At 63.3% G+C, this 25,696-nt stretch carries 29 protein-coding genes; 11 read left to right on the plus strand and 18 right to left on the minus strand.

Going from position 1 to position 25,696, the window contains the following annotated elements; all coding sequences use genetic code 11:
• Window positions 1-51 precede the first annotated feature (51 nt).
• A complete protein-coding gene (gene rpoH / locus ACODS1_RS14975; protein ID WP_489086278.1) occupies window positions 52-906 on the plus strand; it encodes an RNA polymerase sigma factor RpoH in 855 nt (284 codons plus the stop codon).
• A gap of 65 nt (window positions 907-971) precedes the next feature.
• Here rpoH and mtgA read toward each other — a convergent pair whose 3' ends face one another.
• Window positions 972-1,700 carry a monofunctional biosynthetic peptidoglycan transglycosylase gene (gene mtgA, locus ACODS1_RS14980; protein ID WP_489086279.1) on the minus strand — a complete coding sequence of 243 codons (729 nt, stop codon included), beginning with the start codon at window positions 1,698-1,700 and terminating at the stop codon, window positions 972-974.
• 157 nt (window positions 1,701-1,857) lie between these two features.
• On the opposite strand from mtgA, the gene ACODS1_RS14985 reads away from it, so the two are divergent.
• From ACODS1_RS14985 to ACODS1_RS15010, 6 genes are all read left to right on the plus strand, one after another.
• Complete coding sequence (locus ACODS1_RS14985; protein WP_489086280.1) at window positions 1,858-2,229, plus strand: DUF423 domain-containing protein; 372 nt, start codon at window positions 1,858-1,860, stop codon at window positions 2,227-2,229.
• A 102-nt stretch (window positions 2,230-2,331) separates the two neighbouring features.
• Window positions 2,332-2,532 carry a sulfur carrier protein ThiS gene (gene thiS / locus ACODS1_RS14990; RefSeq protein WP_489086281.1) on the plus strand — a complete coding sequence of 67 codons (201 nt, stop codon included), beginning with the start codon at window positions 2,332-2,334 and terminating at the stop codon, window positions 2,530-2,532.
• 76 nt (window positions 2,533-2,608) lie between these two features.
• A complete protein-coding gene (locus ACODS1_RS14995; RefSeq protein WP_322978861.1) occupies window positions 2,609-3,403 on the plus strand; it encodes a thiazole synthase in 795 nt (264 codons plus the stop codon).
• 67 nt (window positions 3,404-3,470) lie between these two features.
• Entirely contained in the window at window positions 3,471-4,187 is a 717-nt protein-coding gene (gene trmB, locus ACODS1_RS15000) for a tRNA (guanosine(46)-N7)-methyltransferase TrmB (protein WP_489086282.1), read from the plus strand.
• A 173-nt stretch (window positions 4,188-4,360) separates the two neighbouring features.
• Window positions 4,361-5,704: a DUF1329 domain-containing protein gene (locus ACODS1_RS15005; protein WP_489086283.1), complete on the plus strand. Its 1,344-nt coding sequence runs from the start codon at window positions 4,361-4,363 to the stop codon at window positions 5,702-5,704.
• Between the two features lie 94 nt (window positions 5,705-5,798).
• Window positions 5,799-6,347 (plus strand): AAA family ATPase, encoded by a 549-nt coding sequence (locus ACODS1_RS15010; RefSeq protein ID WP_489086284.1) that lies wholly within the window; start codon window positions 5,799-5,801, stop codon window positions 6,345-6,347.
• 7 nt (window positions 6,348-6,354) lie between these two features.
• Here the strand turns inward: ACODS1_RS15010 and ACODS1_RS15015 are convergent, their stop codons facing one another.
• The 11 genes from ACODS1_RS15015 to ACODS1_RS15065 all read right to left on the minus strand — a co-directional run bounded on the left by ACODS1_RS15015 (window position 6,355) and on the right by ACODS1_RS15065 (window position 15,783).
• Window positions 6,355-6,678, minus strand: a complete 324-nt coding sequence (locus tag ACODS1_RS15015; RefSeq protein ID WP_322978857.1) for a DUF3392 domain-containing protein — start codon at window positions 6,676-6,678, stop codon at window positions 6,355-6,357.
• A gap of 281 nt (window positions 6,679-6,959) precedes the next feature.
• A complete protein-coding gene (hemW, locus tag ACODS1_RS15020; protein WP_489086285.1) occupies window positions 6,960-8,120 on the minus strand; it encodes a radical SAM family heme chaperone HemW in 1,161 nt (386 codons plus the stop codon).
• Window positions 8,117-8,713, minus strand: a complete 597-nt coding sequence (gene rdgB, locus ACODS1_RS15025) for an RdgB/HAM1 family non-canonical purine NTP pyrophosphatase (protein ID WP_489086286.1) — start codon at window positions 8,711-8,713, stop codon at window positions 8,117-8,119. The genes hemW and rdgB overlap by 4 nt, the downstream gene beginning before the upstream one ends.
• Before the next feature lie 140 nt (window positions 8,714-8,853).
• Window positions 8,854-9,270 carry a DUF4426 domain-containing protein gene (locus ACODS1_RS15030; RefSeq protein ID WP_322978854.1) on the minus strand — a complete coding sequence of 139 codons (417 nt, stop codon included), beginning with the start codon at window positions 9,268-9,270 and terminating at the stop codon, window positions 8,854-8,856.
• 14 nt (window positions 9,271-9,284) lie between these two features.
• Entirely contained in the window at window positions 9,285-9,905 is a 621-nt protein-coding gene (metW, locus tag ACODS1_RS15035) for a methionine biosynthesis protein MetW (RefSeq protein WP_489086301.1), read from the minus strand.
• A gap of 2 nt (window positions 9,906-9,907) precedes the next feature.
• Window positions 9,908-11,047, minus strand: coding sequence for a homoserine O-succinyltransferase MetX (metX, locus tag ACODS1_RS15040; RefSeq protein WP_489086287.1), 1,140 nt, complete (start codon window positions 11,045-11,047; stop codon window positions 9,908-9,910).
• Between the two features lie 107 nt (window positions 11,048-11,154).
• Window positions 11,155-13,131 (minus strand): dynamin family protein, encoded by a 1,977-nt coding sequence (locus ACODS1_RS15045; RefSeq protein WP_489086288.1) that lies wholly within the window; start codon window positions 13,129-13,131, stop codon window positions 11,155-11,157.
• 227 nt (window positions 13,132-13,358) lie between these two features.
• Entirely contained in the window at window positions 13,359-13,655 is a 297-nt protein-coding gene (locus ACODS1_RS15050) for a DUF167 domain-containing protein (RefSeq protein WP_489086289.1), read from the minus strand.
• Entirely contained in the window at window positions 13,656-14,249 is a 594-nt protein-coding gene (locus ACODS1_RS15055; RefSeq protein ID WP_322978850.1) for a YggT family protein, read from the minus strand.
• A 10-nt stretch (window positions 14,250-14,259) separates the two neighbouring features.
• A complete protein-coding gene (gene proC, locus ACODS1_RS15060) occupies window positions 14,260-15,078 on the minus strand; it encodes a pyrroline-5-carboxylate reductase (RefSeq protein ID WP_489086290.1) in 819 nt (272 codons plus the stop codon).
• A 9-nt stretch (window positions 15,079-15,087) separates the two neighbouring features.
• On the minus strand, window positions 15,088-15,783 hold the full coding sequence (locus ACODS1_RS15065) for a YggS family pyridoxal phosphate-dependent enzyme (protein ID WP_489086291.1): 696 nt from the start codon (window positions 15,781-15,783) through the stop codon (window positions 15,088-15,090).
• A 65-nt stretch (window positions 15,784-15,848) separates the two neighbouring features.
• Here ACODS1_RS15065 and pilT point away from each other — a divergent pair, with 65 nt between their 5' ends.
• Window positions 15,849-16,883: a type IV pilus twitching motility protein PilT gene (gene pilT, locus ACODS1_RS15070; protein WP_322978847.1), complete on the plus strand. Its 1,035-nt coding sequence runs from the start codon at window positions 15,849-15,851 to the stop codon at window positions 16,881-16,883.
• A gap of 75 nt (window positions 16,884-16,958) precedes the next feature.
• Complete coding sequence (locus ACODS1_RS15075) at window positions 16,959-18,104, plus strand: PilT/PilU family type 4a pilus ATPase (protein ID WP_489086292.1); 1,146 nt, start codon at window positions 16,959-16,961, stop codon at window positions 18,102-18,104.
• Here ACODS1_RS15075 and ACODS1_RS15080 read toward each other — a convergent pair.
• A complete protein-coding gene (locus tag ACODS1_RS15080) occupies window positions 18,070-18,957 on the minus strand; it encodes a TIGR03915 family putative DNA repair protein (RefSeq protein ID WP_489086293.1) in 888 nt (295 codons plus the stop codon). The genes ACODS1_RS15075 and ACODS1_RS15080 overlap by 35 nt on opposite strands.
• Complete coding sequence (locus ACODS1_RS15085) at window positions 18,957-20,168, minus strand: putative DNA modification/repair radical SAM protein (protein WP_489086294.1); 1,212 nt, start codon at window positions 20,166-20,168, stop codon at window positions 18,957-18,959. Before ACODS1_RS15085 ends, ACODS1_RS15080 begins: the two co-directional genes overlap by 1 nt.
• Before the next feature lie 144 nt (window positions 20,169-20,312).
• Between ACODS1_RS15085 and ACODS1_RS15090 the strand changes: the two genes are divergently transcribed.
• Together ACODS1_RS15090 and ACODS1_RS15095 are read left to right on the plus strand one after the other, a co-directional pair.
• Window positions 20,313-20,711, plus strand: coding sequence for a TM2 domain-containing protein (locus tag ACODS1_RS15090; RefSeq protein ID WP_322978843.1), 399 nt, complete (start codon window positions 20,313-20,315; stop codon window positions 20,709-20,711).
• A 110-nt stretch (window positions 20,712-20,821) separates the two neighbouring features.
• Window positions 20,822-21,475 (plus strand): DUF2076 domain-containing protein, encoded by a 654-nt coding sequence (locus ACODS1_RS15095; RefSeq protein ID WP_489086295.1) that lies wholly within the window; start codon window positions 20,822-20,824, stop codon window positions 21,473-21,475.
• Window positions 21,476-21,524: 49 nt separating this feature from the next.
• Here the strand turns inward: ACODS1_RS15095 and ntrC are convergent, their stop codons facing one another.
• The 4 genes from ntrC to ACODS1_RS15115 all read right to left on the minus strand — a co-directional run bounded on the left by ntrC (window position 21,525) and on the right by ACODS1_RS15115 (window position 25,422).
• Window positions 21,525-22,958, minus strand: coding sequence for a nitrogen regulation protein NR(I) (ntrC, locus tag ACODS1_RS15100; RefSeq protein WP_489086296.1), 1,434 nt, complete (start codon window positions 22,956-22,958; stop codon window positions 21,525-21,527).
• On the minus strand, window positions 22,955-24,043 hold the full coding sequence (gene glnL, locus ACODS1_RS15105) for a nitrogen regulation protein NR(II) (RefSeq protein WP_489086297.1): 1,089 nt from the start codon (window positions 24,041-24,043) through the stop codon (window positions 22,955-22,957). The genes ntrC and glnL overlap by 4 nt, the downstream gene beginning before the upstream one ends.
• A gap of 183 nt (window positions 24,044-24,226) precedes the next feature.
• The gene (locus ACODS1_RS15110; protein WP_489086298.1) at window positions 24,227-24,841 is read right to left on the minus strand and encodes a DUF4124 domain-containing protein; all 615 of its coding nucleotides are present in this window, start codon (window positions 24,839-24,841) and stop codon (window positions 24,227-24,229) included.
• Window positions 24,842-24,852: 11 nt separating this feature from the next.
• Window positions 24,853-25,422 (minus strand): DUF4124 domain-containing protein, encoded by a 570-nt coding sequence (locus ACODS1_RS15115; protein ID WP_489086299.1) that lies wholly within the window; start codon window positions 25,420-25,422, stop codon window positions 24,853-24,855.
• Window positions 25,423-25,696: the final 274 nt, after the last annotated feature.

The following is a 25,696-nucleotide window of genomic DNA, read 5'->3' on the forward strand; positions in this document are numbered from 1 at the left end:
TCAGATAGCGCAGTGCTACACTGCACGAGTTTCGTGAATCGGAGGATTCGAATGTCCACTTCCTTGCAACCTGTTCATGCTCTTGTTCCAGGCGCCAACCTGGAAGCTTACGTGCATGCGGTCAACAGCATCCCGCTGCTGACGCCCGAGCAGGAGCGTGAACTGGCCGAAAATCTCTACTATCAGCAGGATCTCGAAGCCGCCCGCCAGATGGTGCTGGCTCACCTGCGTTTCGTGGTGCATATCGCCCGCAGCTACTCGGGCTATGGCCTGGCCCAGTCTGATCTGATCCAGGAAGGCAACGTCGGCCTGATGAAAGCGGTCAAGCGCTTCAACCCGGAAATGGGTGTGCGTCTGGTCTCCTTCGCCGTGCACTGGATTCGCGCGGAAATCCATGAGTTCATCCTGAAGAACTGGCGCATCGTCAAGGTGGCTACCACCAAGGCGCAGCGCAAACTGTTCTTCAACCTGCGTAGCCAGAAGAAGCGTCTGGCCTGGCTAAACAATGACGAAGTGACCGCCGTGGCCGAAAGCCTGGGCGTGGAGCCGCACGAAGTGCGCGAGATGGAGAGCCGCCTGACCGGTCAGGACATGGCCTTCGACCCGGCCGCCGATGCCGACGACGACAGCGCCTTCCAGTCGCCCGCGCATTACCTGGAAGACCACCGCTACGACCCGGCTCGCCAGCTTGAGGATGCCGATTGGAGCGACAGCTCCAGCAGCAACCTGCACGAAGCGCTGGAAAGCCTCGATGAGCGCAGCCGTGACATTCTCTACCAGCGCTGGCTGGCCGAGGAGAAGGCGACGCTGCACGACCTGGCTGCCAAGTACAACGTCTCCGCCGAGCGTATCCGTCAGCTCGAGAAGAACGCGATGAACAAGCTCAAGGGCTGTATTGCCGCCTGAGTTCCTCGCCAACGAAAAAGCCGCACCCAGGTGCGGCTTTTTCATGTCTGCGTATCCGCTTTGGATCAGAGCCAGCGGGGCCAGCCATCCGGGCGACGTGACTCGAGTTGGTCGAGATAGTGGCTGCCGCCCAGTTGACGAATCTGCTGACGAATCCAGCTTGCCCGGCGAGCGATATAACCCGTCGGGTGACCCGCGCTCCAGCGCAGTGGATTGGGCAGTACCGCGGCCAGTTGGCTGGCTTGCCGCGTATTCAGGTAGGGCGCACCGACCCCGAAGTGATAGCGTGCGGCAGCCTCGGCGCCGAAGATGCCGTCGCCCCATTCCACACTGTTGAGATACACCTCGAGGATGCGCTCCTTCGACCAGAGCAACTCGATCAGTGCGGTGAACCAGGCCTCCAGGCCCTTGCGCAGCCAACTGCGGCCCGACCAGAGGAACAGGTTCTTCGCCACCTGCTGGCTGAGCGTGCTGGCGCCGCGTAGCGAGCCGCCATTCTGGTTGTGCGCGAGTGCTGCCTGGATGGCGCCGATGTCGAAGCCCCAGTGCTCGGCGAACTTCTGATCTTCACCCGCGATCACCGCCATCTTCAGGTCGTCCGGCAGTTCGTTCCACGGGCGCCATTGACGCTTGAGCTCCAGGCTTTTTCCGTCACTCCAGGCTTCGATCTTGCGCTCGATCATCAGCGCCGTGCCGGGCGGGGGTACCCAGCGCAGGACGAGCACCAGCGCGGCGCTGGCCAGCATGAACCAGAGCAGCAGTTTGAGGAGGAGGCGGGTCAGGGAACGAAACATGGCGGCTATTAAACCAGATGGTCGGCCCAAGCGCGGGCGGTGAGCGCGAATTTATTCCCGCCTTGGAGCATTAATGGGGCTGTGACAACGCTGCTTACTGCTTCGCACGCGGCAGGGGGTAAACTGCTCGGCATCGTTTCGCTCTTTCGGAGGTTGCATGGCTCGTCTCTGGCTGCTGTTGTCCGCCTTTGCCGGTTTTACCGGCGTTGCCCTCGGTGCCTTTGCCGCGCATGGCCTGAAAAATCGGCTGACGCCGGAATACCTGGCGATCTTCCAGACCGGTACGCACTACCAGTTGATCCATGCGTTGGCCCTGTTCGGCGTTGGCCTGTTGGCGCTGCACGTGCCGGGACGGTTGCCGAACATCGCCGGCGTGGCTTTCGCCATCGGCATCCTGCTGTTCTCCGGCAGCCTCTACCTGCTGACCCTCAGTGGTATTGGCAAGCTGGGCATCATCACGCCGTTCGGCGGTGTCGCCTTCCTCGTCGGTTGGCTGTGTTTGGGCTTGGCCGCGTGGAAGCTGACCTGACTCTGGCGTCAAGGATGAAGACCAATGGCGCCTTTTAGCCTTGGTCACTGGCAGCTCTCGGGCTAGAATGCCGGCCCTCTCCTTAGTTGTGACCGACCCGTCATGCGTATTCAGTTGAACGGCGAACCCTTCGAGCTACCCGACGACCAGAGCGTCGCGGATCTGCTGGTGCGCCTCGACCTGACCGGGCGCCGCGTGGCGGTCGAACTCAATCTGGACATCGTTCCGCGCAGCCAGCATGCCACCACCCGCCTCGCCGAGGGCGATCGCGTGGAGGTGGTACACGCCATCGGCGGCGGTTGAGCGACCGCCGACACCGTTTCACGACCGCGACGGGGTGGCGAGCCGCCAGCCGTGCCCCACGATCCGAGGAGTACTCATGAGCCAAGTTCGCAACGACAAGCCCTTCACCCTGGCCGGTCGCACGTTCCAGTCGCGCCTGCTGGTCGGTACCGGCAAGTACAAGGATATGGACGAAACCCGTGACGCCATCGCCGCGTCGGGTGCCGAGATCGTCACCGTGGCCGTGCGCCGTACCAACATCGGGCAGAACCCTGGTGAGCCGAACCTGCTCGATGTGATCAGCCCGGACAAGTACACCATCCTGCCCAACACCGCCGGCTGCTACGATGCCGCCGATGCCGTGCGTACCTGCCGCCTGGCCCGCGAGCTGCTCGACGGGCACAACCTGGTCAAACTGGAAGTGCTGGCCGACCAGAAGACCCTGTTCCCCAACGTCATCGAAACCATCAAGGCCGCCGAAATCCTGGTCAAGGATGGCTTCGACGTGATGGTGTATACAAGCGACGACCCGATCATCGCCCGCCAGTTGGCCGAAATCGGTTGCATCGCGGTGATGCCGCTGGCCGGCCTGATCGGCTCGGGGCTGGGCATCTGCAACCCGTACAACCTGCGCATCATCCTCGAAGAGGCCAAGGTGCCGGTGCTGGTCGATGCCGGCGTGGGTACCGCCTCCGACGCCACTATCGCCATGGAGCTGGGCTGCGAGGCGGTGCTGCTCAACAGCGCCATCGCCCATGCGCAGGATCCGATCCTCATGGCTCGCGCGATGAAGCATGCGGTCGAGGCTGGGCGCCTGGCCTACCTTGCCGGCCGCATGCCGAAGAAACTCTATGCCAGCGCGTCTTCCCCGCTGGATGGTCTGATCAAGTAACGATGCGATTTGCTGCGGGCCGCTTCGCCGGCCCGTCATGTCGCAAAGCACTCTACAAGAGCACAGCATGACTGACACCCAACAGCCCGAACTGACCGAAGACGGTCGCCAGCGCCGTACCATCAAGAGCTTCGTGATGCGCGCCGGGCGCATGACCGAAGGCCAGCAGCGCGGTCTCGACAAGGGCTGGCCGCTGTTCGGCCTGGAGCTGGCTGACGGCCTGCGCGACTTCGATCAGGTGTTCGGTCGCAGCGCGCCGCGCACGTTCGAGATCGGCTTCGGCATGGGCCATTCCACCCTGGAGATGGCCGCGGCAGCGCCCGAGCAGGATTTCATCGGCGTCGAGGTGCACAAGCCCGGCGTCGGGGCCTTGCTCAACGGTGCGATGGCGCAGAACCTGAGCAACCTGCGCGTCTACAGCTGCGATGCGCTGGAAGTGCTGCGCGACTGCGTGGCCGACGCCAGCCTCGATCGCGTACTGCTGTTCTTCCCCGACCCCTGGCACAAGGCGCGTCACCACAAGCGCCGTATCGTCCAGCCGGCTTTCGCCGAGCTGGTGCGCAGCAAGCTGAAGATCGGTGGCGTGCTGCACATGGCCACCGATTGGGAGAATTACGCCGAGCACATGCTCGAGGTAATGAATGCTGCGCCGGGCTATCGCAACCTGGCTGCCGATGGCACCTATGTGCCGCGCCCAGAAGAGCGCCCGGTGACCAAGTTCGAGCGCCGTGGCGAACGCCTGGGGCATGGCGTCTGGGACCTTAAATTCCAGCGCGAAGCATGAGCGAAACCGCACGGTGCCATATCGTGCGGGCAAGTGGCAGAATCGCAGACTAGATCGGGCTCACCCGACGGCCAGGATGGCACCTCACCGCAATACACAACAATAAAGCTCGCCCCCGAGGGTGAGCGCACAGACAGCCGCGCGAGCATTTCAGGCGTGGCGAGGAGAGCATTGTGTTGAGATCGGTTTCCCTTCTGCTATTGGGGGCTTTGACGCTGCAGGCCCAGGCCAGGGTCGACGCAGACCAGGCCGAGCGTCTCGGTCGTGATCTGACGCCGCTGGGCGGCGAAATGGCTGCCAATGCCACCGGCACCATTCCGGCCTGGACAGGTGGGCTGGCCAAGCCTCCGGCAGGTTATGAGCCGGGCATGCACCACCCGGATCCCTTTGCTGCCGACCAGTTGCTCTATCGGGTCGACAGCCAGAACCTGGCGAAGTACGAGCCGTTGCTGTCGCCCGGTATGAAGACCCTGCTGGAGCAGAATCCCAGCTTCTACCTGCGAGTGTTCCCCTCTCGCCGTAGCGCCGCTGCGCCTCAGCGCATCTACGACGCCACACGATTCAATGCCCTCAACACCGAATTGATCTCCGGCGGTAATGGCGTGCAGGGCGCCGCGGCGGGCGTGCCGTTCCCGCTGCCGCAGAACGGCCAGGAGGCCATCTGGAACCATGTCATGCGCTACCGCGGCGAACAGATCAGCATGGTCACCAACCAGGCTGCCGTGCTCGCCAATGGCAGCTACAACCTGCTCAAGCTGGAGCGCGAGGTGTATTTCCTCTACGGGCGCGAAGGCGTGACGCCGAAGGATCTGGACAACACCCTGTTCTACTACAAGTACCGGGTGGTTGCGCCGGCGCGGCTCGCCGGCTCGGCCCTGGTGGTGCAGGAAACCCTCGACCAGGTGCTGTCGATCCGCAAGGCCTGGCGTTTCAACCGCGGCGAGCGCCGCGTGCGCCGTCTGCCGATGCTTGCCTATGACAGTCTGCAGCCCGATACCAATGGCATGGCCACGGCCGATCAGGTCGATTCCTACAACGGCGCGCCGGATCGTTACGAGTGGCAACTTCTGGGCAAGCGCGAGATGCTCGTGCCCTACAACAGCTATGCGGTGCACCAGGAGGGCATCCCCTACGGCGATATCCTGCAGGCCAAGCACCTCAATCCCGAGCTGCTGCGCTACGAGTTGCACCGTGTCTGGGTCGTCGAAGCGTCCCTGCGCAAGGGCTTCAGCCATCCCTACGCCAAGCGCCGCTTCTATCTTGACGAGGACAGCTGGCAGATCCTCGCCGTCGACCTGTACGACAAGAGCGGAGGCCTGATCGGGCTGCAGGAAGCGCATCCGATCAGCTACTACGAGGTACCGATGTTCGGCTCCACGCTGGAAACCATCTACGACCTCAAGGGCGGTCGCTATTTCGTCGATGGACTGGACAACAACGAGCCGATGTACGACTTCAACGCCAGGCTGACGCCTCGCGATTTCACTCCGCAGGCGTTGCGTCGCGAGGGTAACTGAGGCCTGATTGAGCCCGCGCATCCGCCCGGCTGGCAGGTGCGCGGGCTGGGCCGGCAGCCGTCAGGAGTGAGTCATTTCAAGGAGGTCATCGGCGATGGACGTCAGGTTGCATCTCTTCGGGGCATCCGGTTCCGGAACCACGACGCTGGCGCGTGCGCTGGCCGAAAAACATGGCTGGCTGCATCTGGATACTGACGACTTCTACTGGTTACCCTGTGAGCCACCCTATCAGCACAAGCGCACGCCGCACGAACGTATCGAACTGATCCGCGAATGTGCTGCACAGGTAACCAGCTGGGTACTGAGCGGCTCGCTGTGCAGTTGGGGAGAGGCCTTGATCCCCTCGTTCAGTCATGCCGTTTTTCTACGCCTGGACGATACCGAGCGTATGCGCCGCTTGCGCCAGCGTGAGGTGCAGCGCTATGGCGAGCGCATCGAGCCTGGCGGTGACATGCATGCGCAAAGCCAGGCGTTCCTGGCCTGGGCGGCGGGTTACGAACAGGGTGGCCTGCAGACCCGCAGTCTGCGCATGCACGAAGCCTGGATCGAGCGGCAGTTGAATTGCCCACTGCTGCGCCTGGACTCGACACAAGCCACGGCTGCCCAATTGGCTGAGCAGGTCGTGGCATGGCTGCGCCAGTGAGGGGGGGCTAGTTGCGATCGGCCAGAATGCCGATCACCGCGAAGATCAGGATCAGCACCGGGGCCAGGGTGTAGTTGTTGAATTGCGCCAGGCCCTTGGCCAGCCAGGGTGTGAGAAAGACCATGGCCAGGCCGTAGCCCACCGCGCAGAACACCACGAACAGCAAGGTGCGCAGGACGAAGTTGAGGTTACCGATGGTGCGTTGTACCCAGGCGTTGATGGCTGGCCCGAACAGCACCAGCAGAGTGGCCATGATGGCCAGGGAAATGTCGCCGAGGTGGCTGCGGCTCCAGCGCGAAAGGGTGACGATCAGGTCCAGTAGCAGATCCATTCAGGCTCCTTCAGTGCGGCGCGGCGTGAGCGATGACCGCGCGGATCAAGCGCGGTAGCCTACCGGAATCCTTGCCTGCTGTGGGTGAACTCGCAAGCCATTGAAAAACTACCTCGGCTTTGGCGTCCTGCGTCGCTCTACCTCCTGCATCCATGCAGTCGTGCGTTGTCATTGCTGCGTTAAAAACAGGCTAAAAATGCTCATTTACAGCTCGTAAACTCCGCTTTTTCGCCTGTTTTTGCCTTGCACTGACTGCCTCGCCTACGTTTTTCAACGACCTGCTAGGCCAGGAACAGCTGCAGCAGATCGTTGAGAAACAGCTGGCCTTTGGCCGTTGCGACCAGGCGCGTAGCGTCGGCCTGCAGCAGGCCAACGCACTCGGCCTCGCGGCGCGCTGCGTCGAGTTGCGCGAGCGATAGACCGGTACGTTGGCTGAACAGTTCAGCGGGTGCGCCGTCGGTCAGGCGCAGCACGTTCATCAGGAACTCGAAGGGCAATTCGTCGGCATCGAGCCGGCGTTCGCCAGCCTGATAAGCCTTGCCCGGAGCCAGATAGTCTTTGGGCAGGCGGGTCTTCCAGGTGCGCAGGATGCGTCCGTCCGGTGTGCTCAGCTTGGCGTGGGCGCCGGCGCCGATGCCGAGAAAATCTCCGAACGTCCAGTAATTGAGGTTGTGCCGTGCCTGCCTGCCCGGCTGGGCATAGGCGGACACCTCGTACTGCGCGTAGCCCTCGGCCGCGAGCAGCGCCTGGCCGGCTTCCTGGATATCCCAGAGCAGATCGTCCTCGGGCAATTCCGGCGGCTGGCTCCAGAACACCGTATTCGGCTCCATGGTCAGTTGGTACCAGGACAGGTGCGTCGGTGCCTGGGCAATGGCGGTGCGCAGGTCGAACAGGGCGTCCTCGATGCTCTGTTCGGGCAGGCCGTGCATCAGGTCGAGGTTGAAGTTGTCGAAGCCGGCGGCGCGCGCCATATCGGCTGCGCGGATGGCTTCGTCACCATTGTGGATACGCCCCAGCGCCTTGAGTTTGGCCTCCTGAAAGCTCTGCACGCCAATCGACAGACGATTGATGCCGAGGCTGCGATAACCCTTGAACTTGGCCTGCTCGAAGGTGCCAGGGTTGGCTTCCAGGGTGATCTCGATATCCGGCGCGAAAGCGATTCGCCGCTCGACACCTTCCAGCAGTCGACCCAGCGCACGATCGGAAAACAGGCTGGGGGTGCCGCCGCCGAAGAAGATCGAGGTCAGTGGCCGGCCGTGCGCATGGTGCAGATCGCTATCGAGATCGGCGAGCAGCGCGTCGACGTATTCCTCTTCCGGCAGTGTCGGCCCGGCGGCGTGGGAGTTGAAGTCGCAATAGGGACATTTGCGCACGCACCACGGAATATGGATGTATAGCGCGAGGGGCGGGAGCAGGAAGCTCCCGCCAATGTTGTCGCTCATGCCAGCCCCAGGCGCTGCTTGAGCAGGGCCATGGCGCGGGCGCGATGGCTGAGGCGGTTTTTCTGCTCGGCGGGCAGCTCGGCGCTGGAACACTCGGTTTCCGGCACCCAGAACAGCGGGTCGTAGCCGAAACCGTGTTCACCGCGTGCCTCGTGCAGGATGCTGCCGTGCCACAGGCCTTCGCAGAGAATCGGCAACGGGTCGTCAGCATGTCGTACCAGAGCCAGGGCGCAGACGAACTGGGCACCGCGCTCGGCGTCTGGCACGTCTTTCAGGGCAGCGAGCAACTTGGCGTTGTTCGCCGCATCGCCCTGGCCATCGGCGTAGCGTGCCGAATAGATACCCGGTGCGCCACCGAGGAAGTCCACCGCCAGGCCGGAGTCGTCAGCCAGTGCCGGCAGGCCGGAGATGCGCGCGGCGTTGCGCGCCTTGAGGATGGCGTTCTCGACGAAGGACAGGCCGGTTTCTTCCGGTTCGACCTGGCTGAATTCGCCAATCGAGCGCACGCGCACGGCGTCGCCGAGCATGGCCTGCAGCTCCTTGAGCTTGCCGGCGTTGTGGCTGGCCAGTACCAGTTCCTTGAAGTCGGTCATGCGGATATTGCCTGTCAGTTGAACAGTGAATTACAGACTCTGTAGGAGCGGCGCCCCGCCGCGAACCAAGGTGGCCGCACCCTGCAAGCTTCGCCCCGGGGCGGGGCTTCTACGCAAAGCCGCTGGCAGCACCTTTGGGATTATTCGTCCGGGAAGATTTCCTGGTTGAAGGTGATGCGGTGCGACTCGTCACCCTGGCGCACGTCGAGGGTGAAGGTCATGACTTCGCGGTTGTTGAACGGGAATTGCGCCACGTAATAGATGGCGCCGCTCTCGCTGATCTGGCGGAAGGTCAGCGGCGTATTCTGGCCCAGCAGGTTCTTCACCTGGCCACTGACCTGTGCGGTGCTGGCCTTGCCAGCCTTGAGCACGGCGACGTTGACCACGCCCTGAGTCTTGCTACGTGCGAGCCCGGCGGCGGCGGCGATATCCGGCTGCAGGAAGCTGGAGTTGAACACGCTGTAGTGCACGTCGAGGTCGCCAAAGCTCTGCTTACGCTCGGCGGCGGCCGGTAGGGCCATGCACAGGGCGATCAGGAAGGGGATGATGCGACGCATGATGTTCTCCTCGTTCAGACCGCGACACGATGACCGGCCAGGCCTGCCGCACTGATGCGGTAGATGCCGATCTCGCCCAGCAGGTTGGGCCAGATGCGGCTGGCGATGCCGTGGCGATGGTCGCGGTCCACCGCCAGGCGTTCTTCCACGCGGGCACCTTGAGCATGGCACAGGCGCTCGAAGTCCTCGAAGGTGCAGAAGTGGATGTTCGGCGTGTTGTACCAGGTGTAGGGCAAAAAGTCCGAAACCGGCATGCGACCTTTTGTCGTCAGGTACCAGCGGCAGCGCCAGTGGCCGAAGTTGGGGAAGGTGATGATGCAGGTCTTGCCGACGCGCAGCATCTCGGCCAGCACCTTGTCCGGGTAATGCAGTGCCTGCAGCGACTGGGTCATGACCACCACGTCGAAACTGTCGCTGGCGAAATTGCCCAGGCCCAGATCGAGGTTCTGCTCGATGACGTTGACGCCGCGCTCGATGCACAGGGCGATCTTGTCCGGGTCGATTTCCAGGCCGTAACCGGCCACCTGCTTGTTGTCGCGCAGCCAGGCCAGCAGTTCGCCGTCGCCGCAGCCCAGGTCGAGCACACGGCTGCCCGGGGCGATCCATTCCTGGATGATGTCCAGATCCGCTCGCATGCTCATACCTCGATTCGCTTCATGTAGCTGCCGAACGCCTGCAGGTAGCGCGGGATCGGCATGAGGAAGGCGTCGTGGCCTTGTGGTGCGTCGATCTCCAGGTAGCAGACGTTCTTCTTCGCCGCCGTCAGGGCGTCGACGATTTCCCGCGAGCGGGCCGGGGAGAAGCGCCAGTCGGTGGTGAAGGACATGACGCAGAAGTCCGCCTGAGCCACGGCCAGGGTCTTGGCCAGGTCGCCGTCGTGGGTGGCGGCCGGGTCGAAGTAGTCCAGCGCCTTGGTCATCAGCAGATAGGTGTTGGCGTCAAAACGCCCGGAGAACTCCTCGCCCTGATAGCGCAGATAGCTTTCCACTTGGAACTCGACGCTGTGGAAGTCGTAGTTGAGCTTCTCGCTCTTCAGGCCACGACCGAATTTCTCGCCCATGGCGTCATCGGACAGATAGGTGATGTGGCCGACCATGCGCGCCAGCATCAGGCCGCGCTTGGGGATCACGCCCTGCTCGATGAAGTGCCCACCGTGAAATTCCGGGTCGGTGAGAATCGCCTGACGCGCCACTTCGTTGAAGGCGATGTTCTGTGCCGACAGCTTGGGTGCCGAGGCGATGGCCAGGCAGTGACGCACGCGCTCGGGGTAACTGATGGTCCATTGCAGCGCCTGCATACCACCGAGGCTGCCGCCGACTACTGCCGCCCACTGCCGGACGCCAAGAACATCGGCCAGGCGCGCCTGACTGTTGACCCAGTCTTCGACCGTCATCACCGGGAAGTCGGCGCCGTAAGGCTTGCCGGTGGCGGGGTTGGCGCTGCCGGGGCCGGTGGAGCCGTTGCAGCCGCCGAGGTTGTTGAGGCTGACGACGAAGAACTTGCGTGTATCGATAGGTTTGCCTGGGCCGATGCAGCTGTCCCACCAGCCCGGCTTGCGGTCTTCCGCGCTGTGATAGCCGGCAGCGTGGTGATGGCCGGACAGCGCGTGGCAGATCAGCACGGCATTGGAGCAGTTGGCATTCAGCTCGCCATAGGTTTCGACGACCAGTTCGTACTCGGCCAGGCTGCGCCCGCAGGCCAGCGCGAGCGGCTCGCTGAAGCGAAATACCTGGGGGCTGACCAGGCCAACGGAATCTTCGGGAAAGGCAGTAGGCATGGAGGCGCTGCTAACGAATCGGAGGAGGGCGCCAGTCTAAAGAGCACCGACCCCAGCGGCAAGCGAGCCCGGGCGCTTGCCACCCAGGCATTGGTGCGTCGCGGGTGTCACAGGCTCTGCGGGCGCGCCGCCACCGGCAAACTGACCACCTTGCCTTGGCGCTGTACCGGTGCCGGGCGGCGCAGCACGCGTAGCATCTCGGCGGCCTGAGCCAACTGCTGCTCCAGCTCTTCCTGATAGCGCGCCAGTTGCACGCTGCGTTTGCGTGATTGCTGGGTTTCCTGGGCCAGGGCCTTGAGGCGCAGCATGTGGCTTTCCAGCATCTGCTTGTGTTCCAGTGTGTTCTGCATCAGCGGCATCAGGGCCTCGGCTGCCCACTGCTCGGCATCCTGGCGCACGCGCTGGTGCAGGCCGATGGCCTCCTGCGCGAGGGTGGCGAAGAAGCGTCGGGTGAGGCTGCGCTGTTCGGTGAGCAGGGTTTTCAGGTGCAGGCGGAATTGGTCGCCCTTGCTCTGCAGTTGGCGCAGTTCGCGCCAGTAGCGCTTGAGCTGGAACTGCGGCGCGTCGACGCCGCTAAGTGGGTTTTCCTCGTTGTGCCGCTGGTAGATGGCCGCGACCATCTTGTTGGCCATGTCGGCTTCATGCTGCAGGTTGTGCAGATCCTGTTCGACGGCCTGGAAGAACTGCACGATGGCCTGGTTGATGCCGAGCGTCGTCCAGCTACCAGTGAGGTTGCGACGTACCTTCTCCAGGTGTTCCTGCAGACGCTCGGCCCGCACGGCGTAGCGCAGCAACTGCCCCTGGCGTTGCAACAGGCGCTGGTTGGTCTTCAGGCCGAGCAGGCGCTTGTGGTGCAGGCTGTGGTCGTCCTTGGTCTTGGCGGTCAGCTCGAACAGCAATTGGCCGTTGTCCTGCTGGTGGTTGCCGAGCAGAGCGAGCTGTTCGCTGACCTTCTGCAGGCGCAGCCCCAGCACATGCTGGCTGTTGTTGAGCAGGGCCAGTACCTGGCGTACCACCTGCTCCTCGAGCAGGCGTTCCTTCTGCGCGACGATGCGTTCGCACAACAGGTTTTCCAGATTGGCCATCTGGCTACGCGCCAGCAAGGCCTGGTCGCCACGCACCTTGGCCAGCAGTGCCTGCTTGGCCGAGAGCGGCAGGACATCTTCCTTGGCAAGGCCCAGTTGCTTGGCTGTGGCGCTCTGGATCTGGGCGATGGCGTTGTGCACGAAGGTCTCGCCAGCCAGGTCGTCCCAGAGCACGTCGATCTTGTTCAATACGGCGAACAGGGTGGTCTGGCTGTCTTCATCCAGTTGGCGGATGTGCTGCTGCCAGATGTTCATGTCGCTGGCCGTGACGCCCGTGTCGGCGGCGAGCAGGAAGATGATCGCCTGGGCGTTGGGCAGCATCGACAGGGTCAGCTCGGGTTCGCTGCCGAGGGCATTGAGGCCCGGAGTGTCGAGAATGCGCAGTCCTTGGCGCAGCAGGGGGTGATCGAAATTGACCATGGCATGGCGCCAGGCGGGCACCAGCACCTGGCCCCGCTTGCCGGCGCTTTCCAGCATGTCGGGGTCGAAGCCGAGCTGAATGGCCTGCTCCACCAGCATGACCTTGGTCTTGGCCACCTGGCCGAACGCCAGGGCCATGTTGTCCGGATCGCTGGCGTCCAGCGGGATGTTCACCCAATGCCGTGGAATGCGTTTGAACTGGGCGACGCTGGCCGAGGTGCTGCGGGTTTCGATGGGCAGCAGGCGGATGTAGGAGCGCTCCGAGCGCGGATCGAAGAACAATTCGGTCGGGCACATGGTGGTGCGCCCGGCCTGCGAGGGCAGCATGCGCTGGCCATATTCGGAGAAGAACAGGCTGTTGATCAGCTCGGTCTTGCCGCGCGAGAACTCGCCGACGAAGGCCAGGGTGATGTGGTCGATGCGCAAGAGCTTGAGCGCGCGCTCGAGCTTGGCGGCTACCGCATCGGAATTGAGTCGGTTGTGCTCCAGCCAACTGCGATAGCGGGTGATCTCGCGGATCAGCTCGCGCTTCCAGGCGACGTAGGCGTCGACCTGCTGGCTGAGACGTTCCATGCTCATCCTGGCTCTCCTTTCGGTCATGGTTACCGCACAAGGACTGGGGCGATGGCATGGTTGTGGGCGACTGCATGTTCCTTTTTGCCCCTTCACCGACCACTGCCGTGGACGTACGCGGCTTGCACCGGCGATGGCGCATTATGCGGCCACTGAAGAGCGCGTCAATTGGCGCGATCGATCGGCCCGCCTTGTGGTCGGGTAGGGGGCGCGAGCGGTCGGCTGATGAGGGTTCAGCCGGGGCGGCGCAGGCCTTCGATGGCCGGAAGTTGCTGGGGGGCTCGAATGCGCAGGCGCTTCTGGCGATTGAGCTCGCCGCTTTCCAGCGTGACCTGACTCTTGGCCACACCGAAGGCCTTGGCCAGGAAGGCCTGCAGGTGGGCATTGGCCTTGCCGTCGACCGGCGGCGCGGTCAGGCGGATCTTCAGCCGCTCACCGTGCAGCCCGGCGAACTCGTCCTTGCTCGCCTTGGGCTGCAGATGGCAGTCGAGGATCAGGTCCTCGCCGTCCCAGCGAAAGTAGCTCGCCACTCAGAGGAAGGGGCTGAGCATCGGCGGCAGGCCGGTGTAGGCCGCCAGACCACCAATGATGAAGCGATCCGCCAGGTTGATGGCGATGAAGGCAAAGATCGGCGAGATATCCAGACCGCCCAGGTTCGGCAGCAGGCGGCGGAAGGGCGCCAGCAGTGGCTCGCAGATCTGGTTGACCAGTTGCGCACCGGGGTTGTAGCTGCCGGGTGCCACCCAGGAGAGGATCACGCTGATGATCATGGCGAAGAAGAACACCTTGAGGAACAGCGAGGTGACACCAATCACCGACCAGACCAGAAGCTGCAGGATGAAGCCGCCCACGTTGTAGCCCATCAGGGTCAGCGTCACCACCATCAATACCAGTTGCACCAGGATGGCGAGGATCAGCGAGGCCAGATCGAGCCCGGCGAAGCCCGGAATGATGCGACGCAGCGGTGTCAGCAGCGGCTTGGTGGCCTTGACCACGAACTGGCTGAGCGGGTTGTAGAAGTCGGCGCGCACCAGTTGCAGGATGAAGCGCAGCAGCACGATCAGCAGATAGAGGCTGCCGAGGGTCTGGATGATGTAGATCAGGGCTTCGATGAGTCCGGACATGTGTGCTTCCTTATTGACCCAGTTGTTCGGCGAGTTCGGTCGAGCGATTGGCTGCAGCGTTCAGTGCCTGTTGTACCAGCGCTTCGAAGCCGCCGGCCTGGAAGGTTTTGATCGCCGCTTCGGTGGTTCCGTTCGGCGAGGTGACGCGGCGACGCAGTTCGGCGGCGTCCACATCGCTCTCACTGGCCATGCGCGCGGCGCCCAGCGCGGTCTGGATGCTTAGCTGTGCGGCGGTCTCGCGCGGCAGGCCGAGGTTTTCACCCGCGGCGGTCATGGCCTCGATCAGCAGGAAGAAATAGGCCGGGCCGCTGCCGGAGACGGCGGTTACCGCATCCAGTTGGGCTTCATCGTCCAGCCACAGGGCCAGGCCGACGGCGCTCAGTACCTGCTCGGCCTGGGCTTTCTGCTCGGGGCTGACGCGCGGGTTGGCGAACAGGCCGGAAACGCCCTGACGCAGCAGCGCCGGGGTGTTGGGCATGCAGCGTACGACGGCGCGCTCGCCCAGCCATTTCTCCAGGCTGGCGCAACTGATACCGGCAGCGATGGAGACGATCACCTGATTGGCGGTCAGGTGCGGCGCCAGATCGAGGCAGACGGTCTTCATCACCTGCGGCTTGACGGCCAGCACGATCAGATCGGCGCCTTCGATGGCCTCGACGTTATCGCTGAACAGGGCGATGCCATGCTGCTGGTGCAGGCGGCCACGCTGTTCGGCGCCCGGCTCGCTGGCACGGATGGCGTCGGCAGGGACGCCCTGGGCGCGCAGGCCGCCAATCAGGCTGGCGGCCATGTTACCGGCGCCGACGAAGGCAATGATCGGATGATTCATAGGGCTTCCTTATTGAGGGGCGGTCTGACCGTAGTCACGAGCGCCGAACAGGGCGGTACCGATGCGTACCCAGGTGGCACCTTCGGCAATGGCGGCCTCCAGGTCATGGCTCATGCCCATGGACAGGGTGTCGAGATCGAGCGCCAGCTCATCGCGCAGTTGGCGCAAACGAGCAAAAGCGGCATGTTGCGCGGCGACATCGTCGGTGGGTTCGGGAATCGCCATCAGCCCGCGCAGTTTGAGCTTCGGCAGCGCCGTGACGGCGCGTGCCAGTTCCACCAACTCGCTGGGGCTGCAGCCGGACTTGCTGTCTTCACCGCTGACATTGACCTGCAGGCAGATATTCAGCGGCGGCAGATGAGCCGGGCGCTGATCGGACAGGCGTTGCGCGATTTTCAGGCGATCCACCGAATGTACCCAGTCGAAGTGCTCGGCGATGGGCCGGGTCTTGTTCGACTGAATGGGGCCGATGAAGTGCCAGATCAAGGGCAGGTCGCTCAGCTGGGTCTGTTTTTCCAGCGCTTCCTGCAGGTAGTTCTCGCCGAAGTCACGGATCCCGGCGGCATGTGCCTCGCGGATGGCCTCGGCGGGTTTGGTCTTGCTCACTGCGAGCAGGCCGATCTGCGCGCAATCGCGCTGCGATGCTTGCGCCGCCTCACGGATGCGCGCTCCGACCTTTGCAATATTCTCTGCTATCGTGGACATTACTTGCGGCCCGGCCGTTAAGCGTTCGCGGCATTCTACCTGCTTGCCTGCAATTGGGGAGTCCCATGGATATTACCGAGCTGCTTGCCTTCAGCGCCAAGCAAGGCGCGTCGGATTTGCACCTCTCGGCCGGCCTGCCGCCGATGATTCGCGTCGACGGCGACGTGCGCCGCATCAACCTGCCGCCGCTGGATCACAAGCAGGTGCATGCGCTGATCTACGACATCATGAATGACAAGCAGCGCAAGGATTACGAGGAATTCCTCGAGACCGACTTCTCCTTCGAGGTGCCGGGTGTCGCGCGTTTCCGCGTCAACGCCTTCAACCAGAACCGTGGCGCTGGCGCGGTGTTCCGTACCATTCCGTCCAAGGTGCTGACCATGGAGGAGCTCGGTATGGGCGAGGTCTTCCGCAAGATCACCGACGTACCGCGCGGCCTGGTGCTGGTTACCGGCCCGACCGGTTCGGGCAAGTCGACCACCCTGGCGGCGATGCTCGACTACCTCAACAGCAACAAATACCACCACATCCTGACCATCGAAGACCCGATCGAATTCGTTCACGAGTCGAAGAAGTGCCTGGTCAACCAGCGTGAAGTGCACCGTGACACCCACGGCTTCTCCGAAGCCCTGCGCTCGGCGCTGCGGGAAGACCCGGACATCATCCTGGTTGGCGAGATGCGTGACCTGGAAACCATCCGCCTGGCGCTGACCGCCGCGGAAACCGGCCACCTGGTGTTCGGCACCCTGCACACCACCTCCGCCGCCAAGACCATCGACCGCGTGGTCGACGTGTTCCCGGCCGAAGAAAAGTCGATGGTGCGTTCGATGCTCTCCGAATCGCTGCAGGCAGTGATCTCGCAGACCCTGCTGAAGAAGATCGGCGGTGGTCGCGTGGCGGCCCACGAGATCATGATCGGCACGCCGGCGATCCGTAACCTGATCCGCGAGGACAAGGTGGCGCAGATGTATTCGGCGATCCAGACCGGTGGCGCGCTGGGCATGCAGACCCTCGATGCCTGCCTGAAAACTCTGGTGGCCAAGGGGCTGGTCAGCCGCGACAGCGCGCGCGAGAAGTCCAAGACCCCGGAAAATTTCTGACCCCCGAGCCGGCGGGCGCGTGCGCTCGCCTGCCGATGCCCGGGCGATACCGCGTAAGCACCTGCGAGAGCACCGATGGAATTCGAAAAACTGCTGCGCCTGATGGTAGAGAAGGGCGGTTCCGACCTGTTCATCACGGCGGGCGTGCCGCCCTCGATGAAGGTCAACGGCAAGATCATGCCCGTGACCAAGAATGCCATGTCACCGGAGCAGACCCGCGAGACCGTTCTGGGTGTAATGAACGATGCGCAGCGCCGCGACTTCGCCGAAAACCACGAGTGCAACTTCGCCATCAGCGCGCGTGGCATCGGTCGTTTCCGCGTCAGCGCCTTCTACCAGCGCAACCTGGTGGGCATGGTGCTGCGCCGCATCGAGACCAACATCCCCACCCTCGATGAACTCAAGCTGCCGGAAGTGCTGAAGAAGCTGGCGCTGACCAAGCGCGGCCTGGTGTTGTTCGTCGGCGCCACCGGCACGGGTAAATCCACCTCGCTGGCGGCGATGATCGGCTACCGCAACAAGAACAGCAGCGGCCACATCATCTCCATCGAAGATCCGATCGAGTACATCCACCAGCACCAGAACTGCATCGTCACCCAGCGCGAAGTTGGCCTGGATACCGAATCCTTCGAGGTAGCGCTGAAGAACACCCTGCGCCAGGCGCCGGACGTGATCCTCATCGGCGAGGTGCGCTCGCGCGAAACCATGGATCACGCCGTGGCCTTCGCCGAAACCGGCCACCTGTGCCTGGCCACCCTGCACGCCAACAACGCCAACCAGGCACTGGATCGGATCATCAACTTCTTCCCGCCGGATCGACACAATCAGGTGTGGATGGATCTGTCGCTCAACCTCAAGGCCATCGTCGCCCAGCAACTGGTGCCGACCCCGGATGGCAAGGGGCGCCGTGCGGTGATCGAGGTGCTGATCAACACCCCGCTGGCTGCCGACCTGATCCGCAAGGGCGAGGTGCACGAGCTCAAGAGCCTAATGAAGCGCTCGACCGAGCAGGGCATGCAGACCTTCGACCAGGCGTTGTACAACCTCTACACCCAGGGCGAGATCACCTACGAAGACGCGCTGCTCTACGCGGATTCGGCCAACGACCTGCGCCTGATGATCAAGCTCGGTTCGGAAACCGACGGCGATCACCTGACAAGCATGGCCCAGGGCCTGTCGTTGGAGATCAGCGAGGAAGATCCGGGGCGTCGCTTCCGCTGACGCTACCAGACGGGGGACGCGATGCGTCCCCTTCGTATATCAGGGCAATGCGTTTGCCCTTCCTGCCGGCCAGCACCAGTGCCTGGCCATCGCGCTGCGCGCCGGCACGTGCTTCGCTCATCAATTGCGGAATCAGTGGCCCTTCCGGCAAGTGTTTCCAGAATCGCAATGGCAGGTGCTGCTGCATGGCTGTGCGGTTGAGTCGTGCCGGGTTGAAGGTGCTGCCGTAGTAGGCGCGCCACAGTGCCTGACCATCATCCTCGGGCTGCTGCGCCCAGTCGCGCCATTGCGTCGGGCAGTGGCGCTCGTGGCGCAACTGCTGGCCATCCCAGAACACGCCATCACGCGGCGTGGCAATCAGCCAGCTGTGCTTGCCCAGGCGTTCGGCGAAATGGCCGCTGGCTGAGGCGAGGATGTCGTGCGCCGGCTCGAACCAGGCGACAAAGTCTGGTGCGCCTTGTGCCTGGCATGGCTGAAAACGCACGAAGGCATGCAGATGATGGGCTTCGCGCCGCACGGCCTTGAGCCGCCGTTGCAGTTCGCTGCCATCCGGGTCGCCAGCGAGGATGGCGCTGCGCTCGCCCTGTACGAAGCGCCAGAGCACCCGGTAGAGCAGGCTCCAGCGTTCCTCGCCACGGTATTGCGCGGCGCTTTCCAGCAGCTCCAGCAGTTCGGGGGACACACGCAGGCGGCCGTTGGGCTCCGGCGCCCGCTCGGCCGCTTCATCGAACAGGCCGGGCGCGGCCTCTTCGTCCAGCCACTGCAGCTGGTGTGGCGCCAGGTTCTGCAGCAGAGCGCGGCGCGCGGCCTGGCGCCAGGTGGCGAACGTGCCGTCGAAGCGCAGGCTGTGCATCACCACAACGCCATCTGTGCCGGGGTGTCGCGCAGTTGCTGGCGCAGCACCAGGGACTCGTGTTCGGCCCGCGGTGGTCGGTAATCCTGAGTGACGATGAACGGCTTGGCCTTTTCCAGTACGCAGCGCAGGCGCGTCAGATCCTCGAAGCGGATGCGTCGTTCGCGCCGCAGCGCACCCAGGCGCCGCGCGCTGAGCACGCCGATGCCGGGTACGCGGGCGATCAGCGACTCGTCGGCACGGTTCAGATCCACCGGAAACTGCTCGCGATTGGCCAGCGCCCAGGCCAGTTTGGGGTCGATGTCCAGCGCCAGATTGCCGGGGCCGGACAGCAACTCAGTGGCGCTGAAACCGTAGCCTCGCATTAGGAAGTCGGCTTGATACAGGCGATGCTCGCGCAGCAGCGGCGGCGCCTCGAATGGCACGGTCTTCGGGCTCTGTGGAATCGGGCTGAACGCCGAGTAGTAGACGCGGCGCAGGCGGTAGTCGTGATACAGGCTCTGGGCGTTATGCAGGATGGTGCTGTCGTCGGTGGCATCGGCGCCGACGATCATCTGCGTGCTTTGCCCCGCCGGTGCGAAGCGCGGTGCGCGGCGTTCTTCCTTGGCTTCGCGCTCACCCAGGTGAATGTGCTGCATGGCCTGGTGGATGCTGCCGACGTTCTTCTCCGGCGCCAGTTTCACCAGGCTGGTTTCGGTGGGCAGCTCGATATTGACGCTCAGGCGGTCGGCATACAGGCCGGCCTCGGCGATCAGCTCGGGCGCGGCGTCGGGGATGGTCTTGAGGTGGATGTAGCCACGGAACTGATGTTCTTCGCGCAGCAGCTTGGCGACGCGGTTGAGTTGCTCCATGGTGTAGTCGGCAGAACGGATGATGCCAGAGCTGAGGAATAGCCCGCTGATGCAGTTGCGCTTGTAGAAGTCGAGGGTCAGCGTCACCACTTCCTCGGGGGTGAAGCGCGCCCGTGGCACGTCGCTGGAGCGGCGGTTGATGCAATACTGGCAGTCGTACAGGCAGAAGTTGGTCAGCAGGATCTTCAGCAACGCGACGCAGCGCCCATCCGGCGTGTAGCTGTGGCAGATGCCCATGCCGTTGGTCGAGCCGATGCCATCCTTGCCCTTGGAGCTGCGCTTGGGCGCACCACTGCTGGCGCAGGAGGCGTCGTACTTGGCGGCGTCGGCGAGGATGGTGAGCTTCTCGATCAGTTGCATGGCAGGCGATATCTATACTGTTTTTTTATACAGTATATGGCTACTGTACAAGGATCAAGTCATCGATGCGACGCCCGACGGTGAGGATGAAACCTTCGTCGCGGTCGGAGCGTCTGAATCCATACCTCGCACACGGAGTTCGTCATGCAACCCCAGGACACTCACAGCAAAGTGATCGGCTACCTGCTCTGGATCTTCGGTTTCCTTGGCTCGCATCGTTTCTACTACGGCAAGCCGGTGACCGGCACCATCTGGTTCTTCACCCTGGGCTTGTTCTTCATCGGCTGGATCATCGACCTGTTCCTGATTCCGGCGATGGATCGCGAGGCAGATCTGCGCTTTACCGCTGGTGAAACCGACTACAACGTGGCCTGGATCCTGCTGACCTTTCTCGGTGTATTCGGTGTGCACCGGATGTACCAGGGCAAGTGGATCACCGGGATCCTCTATCTGTTCACCGGTGGCCTGTTCATGGTGGGCGTGCTCTACGACTTCTGGACGCTCAATACGCAGATTTCCATCAAGAACGCACAGCGTGGCTGAGCGGCAGGGAACTGCATGATGGCGCTTCGCTCAAATGACACAGAGCGGGGCGCCTGCCTCGCGAGGAATTCCCTACAGGGACGTGCCAACTTGCAGTAGATGAGGCACCCATGAATTCCGAAGAGCGAACCTTGATCGATGGCCTGTTCTCGCGTCTGCACGATGCCGAGCGGCAGAGTGCCGCGCGTGATGCCGAGGCCGACGCGCATATCGCCGAGCATGTCGCGCGTCAGCCCGCCGCGCCCTACTACATGACGCAGACCATCCTGATCCAGGAGGCTGCGCTCAAGCGCCAGGATCAACGGGTCAAGGAACTGGAAGCGCAACTGGCCGAGATGCAGCAGCAACGGCCGAGCAGCGGTGGCTTCCTGTCCGGATTGTTCGGCGGCGGTACACGTGATGCGCAGCCGCAACCACAGTCGAATGCGCGACCGGCTGGCTGGGGTGAAACGCGCTTTTCCCAGGGTGCTGCCGCCAGTGACCCGCGTGCACCGCAAGCGGCCGCAGTGCCGGGACAGGGTGGCTTCATGCGTGGTGCCCTGCAGACTGCAGCGGGCGTGGCCGGCGGTGTGATGGTGGCCGAGATGCTTGGCGGGCTGTTTCATCACGGCAGCCCGGCGGAGATCGTTGAGGTGGTCGAGGCGCCGCCGATGCAGGAACCCAGCAATTTCGACGCCGGCTCATCGAGCGATAGCTTCGCCGATGACAACTATTTCGACAGTGGCGATTTCTTCGACGGTGGTGACGACAGCTTTTTCAGCTAAATGGTGCGGATGAGCGCAGCGTCCAGGCTGTGCTCATCCGCCTGACGGCTCAGTCGTCGCCGTCGTCGTCATCCGCGCCATCGACCTTCATGCCCAGTTCCTTGATCTTGCGCGTCAGGGTATTGCGACCCCAACCCAGCAGCAGGGCGGCATCGCGGCGGCGGCCGGCGGTATGCTTGAGTGCGGTCTCGATCATGATGCGTTCGAAGGCCGGCACAGCCACATCGAGCAGGTTGGACTGGCCGCGTGCCAGGGCCTGGTCGGCCCATAGGCGCAGGGCCTGCTCCCAGTTGGTCACCGGGGCGGCGTCCTGCGGCTGGGTCAGCAGCTCCGGTGGCAGGTCGTCGACATGCACCTCGCGACCGGATGCCATGACGGTGATCCAGCGACAGGTGTTCTCCAGTTGACGCACGTTGCCCGGCCAGGGCAGGTGCTTGAGGTAATCCTCGGTTTCGCTCTTGAGCAGCTTCGGCTCGACCGCCAGTTCCTGTGCCGCACGGGCGAGGAAGTGATTGGCCAGGGTGGGGATGTCCTCGCGACGGTCGGCCAGGCGCGGGATATGAATGCGGATGACGTTGAGGCGGTGGAACAAGTCCTCGCGGAACTTGCCGGCCTGCACCAGGGTTTCCAGGTTCTGGTGAGTGGCGGCGATGATGCGCACGTCCACTTTCACCGGAGTGTGGCCGCCAACACGGTAGAACTCGCCATCGGCCAGCACGCGCAGCAGGCGCGTTTGCGTATCGGCCGGCATGTCGCCGATCTCGTCGAGAAACAGGGTACCGCCGTCGGCCTGCTCGAAGCGGCCACGGCGCTGGTTGGCCGCGCCGGTGAAGGCGCCTTTCTCGTGGCCGAACAGCTCGGATTCCATCAGATCCTTGGGGATCGCTGCCATGTTCAGGGCAATGAACGGGGCGGCTGCACGCGGACTGTGGCGGTGCAGGGCATGCGCCACCAACTCTTTACCGGTGCCGGATTCGCCGTTGATCAACACGGTGATATTGGAGTGGCTGAGGCGGCCGATGGCGCGGAACACCTCCTGCATCGCCGGCGCTTCGCCGATGATTTCCGGGGTGCGTGCCTGCACTGCGGGTGCGGCCAGGCTCTGTTGTTCCTGAGCGTGCTGGAAGGCGCGCTTGACCAGCGAGACGGCCTCGTCAACATCGAACGGTTTGGGCAGGTATTCGAAGGCGCCGCCCTGGTAGCTGGCCACCGCGCTGTCCAGATCGGAGTGCGCGGTCATGATGATCACTGGCAGGCGCGGATACAGCTCGCGAATGCGCGCCAGCAGGTCGAGGCCGCTGGAGCCGGGCATGCGGATGTCGGAGATGATCACGTCTGGCTGCTGGCGAGTCAGGCGGGCGAGGACGCCATCGGCACTGTCGAAGCTCTGGATGCTCATGCCTTCCTGTTGCAGGGCCTTCTCCAGTACCCAGCGGATGGAACGATCGTCGTCGACAATCCAGACGGTTTCGCTGCGGCTCATGCTGTGGTCGCTCCTTGTTCCAGGGGCAGAAAGATCGAGAACACGGTGTGGCCAGGGTGGCTCTCGCATTCGATCAGGCCCTGGTGCTGGCTGATGATGTTCTGGGTGATGGCCAGGCCCAGGCCGGTGCCGTCGGCACGGCCACTGACCATGGGATAGAAGATGGTTTCCTGCAGTTCCGGGGGGATGCCGGGGCCGTTGTCGATGATCTCGACCTTGACCACCAGACGGTGGCGCGTATGGCCGATGGTGAACTGGCGCAGGGTGCGGGTGCGCAGGTTGATGCGGCCCAGGCCCATGTCGTGCTTCTGCCCGGCGATGGCCTGCATGGCGTTGCGCACGATATTGAGCACGGCCTGGATCATCTGTTCACGGTCGATCAAAAGATCCGGGATGCTCGGGTCATAGTCACGCACCAGCGTGATGCTGCCCTGGGCCTCGGCCTCGATCAGGTTGGCGACGCGTTCGAGAACCTCGTGCACGTTGGTCATCGCCAGCGACGGCAGCTTGTTCGAGCCGAGCATGCGATCGACCAGGTTACGCAGGCGGTCGGCCTCTTCGATGATGACGTTGGTGTAGTCCTTGAGCTCTTCGTGGGGCAGCTCGCGCGATAGCAGCTGGGCCGCGCCACGGATGCCGCCGAGCGGGTTCTTGATCTCGTGAGCCAGGCCGCGCACCAGCAGTTTGGTGGTTTCCTGCTTGGACAGTTGCGCCTCTTCCTTGGTGATGCGCAGCAGGCGGTCGCGCGGGTGCACTTCCAGCAGCAGCAGGGTTTCGCCTTTGCTGAACAGGGGCGTCACCGCGTAGTCCACGGTTAGCGTCTGGCCGGTGACCGAGGTCAGCACGGCCTCGCGCTTGTTGAAAGGGTGCGCCTGTTCCACCGCCTGGCGCAGGGAAGACAGCGCCTCGGGCGATTCAGTGAACAGCTCGCTGATGAACTGGCCATGGCTGCGTTGGCCACTGACGGCCAGCAGCATCTCCGCCGCCGGGTTCATGTACTCAAGGCACAGTTGGCTGTTGAGCAGCAGGGTGGCGGTGGTCAGGTTGTCGAGTAGCAGGCGATGCAGCGCGTCGTTGATAGTCATAGGCAGTGCGTTCCGGCAATGGGCAGGAAAATGCAAGAAGCAAACCAAAGCCCCGAAAAGACGCATTTTTTCTGCGTCTTCTGGGGTTTAGGGCGGACTGCAAGGCGATCGAGCGGGGTGCTTTGACCCAAAACGGGGAAAGAATAAAGTTTGGTGCGGTTTAATGCACTGATTTGGTGCTAATCACAGGAAGGGGAGGATGCTCGGTTTTTCTTTGGGTTTGTCTTTCAGCGGGCATTCCGGGCGTACGCCGTAATCGTCCTTCTGGCAGGGCCTGATCTGGCGCTTCTGTGCCAGCGACATGCGGTGCATATGGAAGGGCTGGGCCGGGGTGCGTTCGACGATGAGGCCAGCCGCATCGATGATCTCGCCTACCAGTTGATGCGTGCCACGATCCACGTTCTGCAGCGAGAACACCGGGCTGCTGCTGGGGCCGCCCTGCGCCTCGCCGTCGAGCAGCAGGCGATAGCTGTGTCCCGGCAGCAGGCCGGGCTCGCTGGTCAGGGTGACGATCAGATCGCCCGAAGCATTGTGAATCGATGCATCGGGCTCCGGTACCAGAACGCGCAGCAACTGGTAATGCACCACCTGCTTGGTCACGGCCGGTGGCGCAACCCCCACGCTGGGTGGGTTCTGATTCAGTTGTGCACTATTCGAGGGCGCGATATTCACGCGTTCTGCGTTGCTGCTGCGCGGGCTGTCGGTGAAGACGCGATTACCTTCGGCATCGATGTAGGTATAGACCTGCGCCTGGGCGCTGTGGGCCAGCACAAGCAGGCCCAGCAGAAAAATTCGCATCGTCATGGATTCTAGGGTTTGGGGGTTGGTTTCGGCGCGGGCTTGGGCGGTGTGGCGGGTTGTCTGGCCGGGCTGTTGAGGCTGATGCGCTGTACGGTGAAGGTCTCGGTCATGCTCTGTTGCACCACCTGATCCCCTGCCAGCACAGTCACCGCCAGGCTGTGCTCGCCGCGGTCGATGTTGCTCAACTGCAGGCTCGGTACGTTGCTGGGCTGACCATAGGGCTGACCGTCGAGAACCAGACGCAGACGATGGCCGGGTTGCAGGCGAGGCTGAATGTCGACGCCGACGACGAAGGAGCCGTTGTTGGCGCGCATGGCTTCCTCATCGGGGATGCCGGTCAGGCGCAGGACAGTGTATGGCGCCTGTGATTTCTGTTCGTTCGCGGGAGTGGCAGGCGGCAGGCTTGGCGTCTGCATCTCGACGGTATTGGTCGGCGGCAGTTCGACGCTTTCGGCAGGAGTGCCATCGGGCGGCTGGTTGGTGAAAACCGTATTGCCGTTGGCGTCGGTGTACTTGTAGATCTGCGCGCTGGCCGGCAGGGCCAGGGCGAGCAGCAGGCAGACGAGTAATGGGCGCATGGGCCGATCCTTCCTCGGGCGATGCGCTAAGCCTTGCACTGCCGGTGCTTCCTGGCAAGCGCGGGGCGCTTTGGCTGTGAGCTTTGCCTGCAAAACCATGGGGCTTTTATCGGAATGGGGCTTTGCATTATCGGGGGAGTGCTTGGTCGATACCGGGCTGGCAAGTTAGTGTTTTGGACGCCGCTTTGGGTGCTGTCAGCTATTCCGTGTTTCGCCCCGTCGGGCGACTCACTTTTCTTTGAAATGCGCAAAGAAAAGTAAGCAAAAGAAAGCG

The organism is Pseudomonas sp. FG29 (assembly GCF_057809355.1).